Source organism: Saccharopolyspora sp. (assembly GCF_017434145.1).
Lineage (GTDB): Bacteria > Actinomycetota > Actinomycetes > Mycobacteriales > Pseudonocardiaceae > Saccharopolyspora_C > Saccharopolyspora_C galaxeae.
This window is the reverse complement of the sequence record NZ_JAFRFW010000405.1, coordinates 1-1,696: the sequence shown is the minus strand read 5'-3', so window position 1 is coordinate 1,696 and position 1,696 is coordinate 1. Positions and strand designations below refer to the sequence as shown.

2 protein-coding genes are annotated in these 1,696 nt (G+C 70.6%); both read right to left on the bottom strand.

What is annotated here, in order from left to right; all coding sequences use genetic code 11:
- The coding region (locus IJH84_RS11055; protein WP_295143598.1) for a Clp protease N-terminal domain-containing protein at positions 1 to 783 on the bottom strand (783 nt) is incomplete at its 3' end.
- Positions 784 to 1,093: 310 nt separating this feature from the next.
- The coding region (locus tag IJH84_RS11050; RefSeq protein WP_295143596.1) for a YceI family protein at positions 1,094 to 1,696 on the bottom strand (603 nt) is incomplete at its 5' end.

Below are 1,696 nucleotides of genomic sequence, written 5' to 3'. Positions count from 1 at the left end.
CTTGAGCCGCTCCTCGAATTCCCCGCGGTACTTCGCGCCCGCGACCATCGAACCGAGGTCGAGCGCGACGACCCGCTTGCCGCGCAGCGACTCCGGCACGTCACCGGCCACGATCCGCTGCGCCAGGCCCTCCACGATGGCGGTCTTGCCGACGCCCGGTTCGCCGATGAGCACCGGGTTGTTCTTCGTGCGCCGGGACAGCACCTGCACCACCCGGCGGATCTCCGAGTCGCGGCCGATCACCGGGTCCAGGTCGCCCTTGCGCGCGCGGTCGGTGAGGTCCTGGCCGTACTTCTCCAACGCCTGGTACGTGCCCTCCGGATCCGGGCTGGACACGCGGGCGGAACCGCGCACATCGGAAAACGCCTCGCGCAGCGCGTCCGGCGTGGCGCCGTGCCTGCGCAGCAGGTCGGCCACCTGTCCGCCCTCGGCGGCCAGGCCGACCAGCAGGTGCTCGGTGGAGACGTAGTCGTCGCCCATCTCGGTCGCGAGGTGCTGCGCGTGGGTCAGCGTCTTCACCGCGTCCCGGGACAGCTGCGGCGCCGAAACGGTCGAGCCCGAAGCGGTGGGCAGGCCGCCGATCAACCCCTCCACTTCGCTGCGCACCGCGGCCGGGTCGGCGTCCACGGCCGACAGCAGCGGCGCGGTGAGCCCGTCTCCCTGCGCCAGCAGGGCCCCGAGCAGCCGGGCCGGGACGACATCGGGATTGCCTGCGACCGTCGCGGCCTGCGCTGCCGAGGAGATCGCCTGCTGGGTCTTCGTGGTCGGGTTGAAAGCGTCCATTCCTCCACCTCGCCGGGCATCGCTCGCGGGTCACCATGCTCGCGTCGAAATGCCGCCGTGCACACCTGCCGCGCCGCTCGATGGCGCCCGATCCGAAGTCGGAACAGGAACCGCCGCGAGCGGCACCAACAGGAAAGTTGAGTCCGTTGCGCTCAATATTACACGAACATCATCGTGGCGCACCGTATTTTTCCGACACGGCGAGTTACCGTCGCCGCCTCCACCACCCGAGCTTCCGCCCCTGATCACGCACGCAAAAGGGCCGCTCGCCCGTGTTCGGCGAACGGCCCTCAGCGGTGCGAGCGCGGCGTCAGTCCTGCTGGACCGCCTGGATGTCGATGTCCACCCGCAACGTGGTGCCGATGGCGGCGATCCCGGTGCGCACAGCCTGGTTGAACGTGATCGCGAAGTCCTCGCGATGCAGCTCGGTTGTCGCCGAGGCCGACGCCCGCATCCCGCCCCACGGGTCCGGCCCGACACCGGAGTAGTGGGTGTCCAGCTTGACCTGCCTGGTCACTCCGCACAGCGTCAGATCACCGACGAGTTCCCAGCGCTCCCCGCCTGCCGGCCGCAACCCGGTGGAGGCGAAGCTGATCTCCGGGTACTTCTCCACGTGCAGGAAGTCCTCGTTGCGCAGGTGCTCATCGCGCTGCGCGTTGGCGGTGTCCACGCTGGCCGCGTCGATGCGCACGGCGACCGAGGACCGCTCCACCGGATCGGCGATCCACACGTCACCGGAGAAGTCGGTGAACCGGCCGTGGATGCTGGTGATGCCCAGGTGCCGGGCGCTGACCCGCACCGACGAGTGCACCGGGTCGATCCGCCACAACCCCTCCGCGGGCAGCTCGGCGGCCCCGGCCCGGCGCAGCTCCACCACGCCGAGGGAAGCCGGTGCGCCGTCGCGGACCATCGT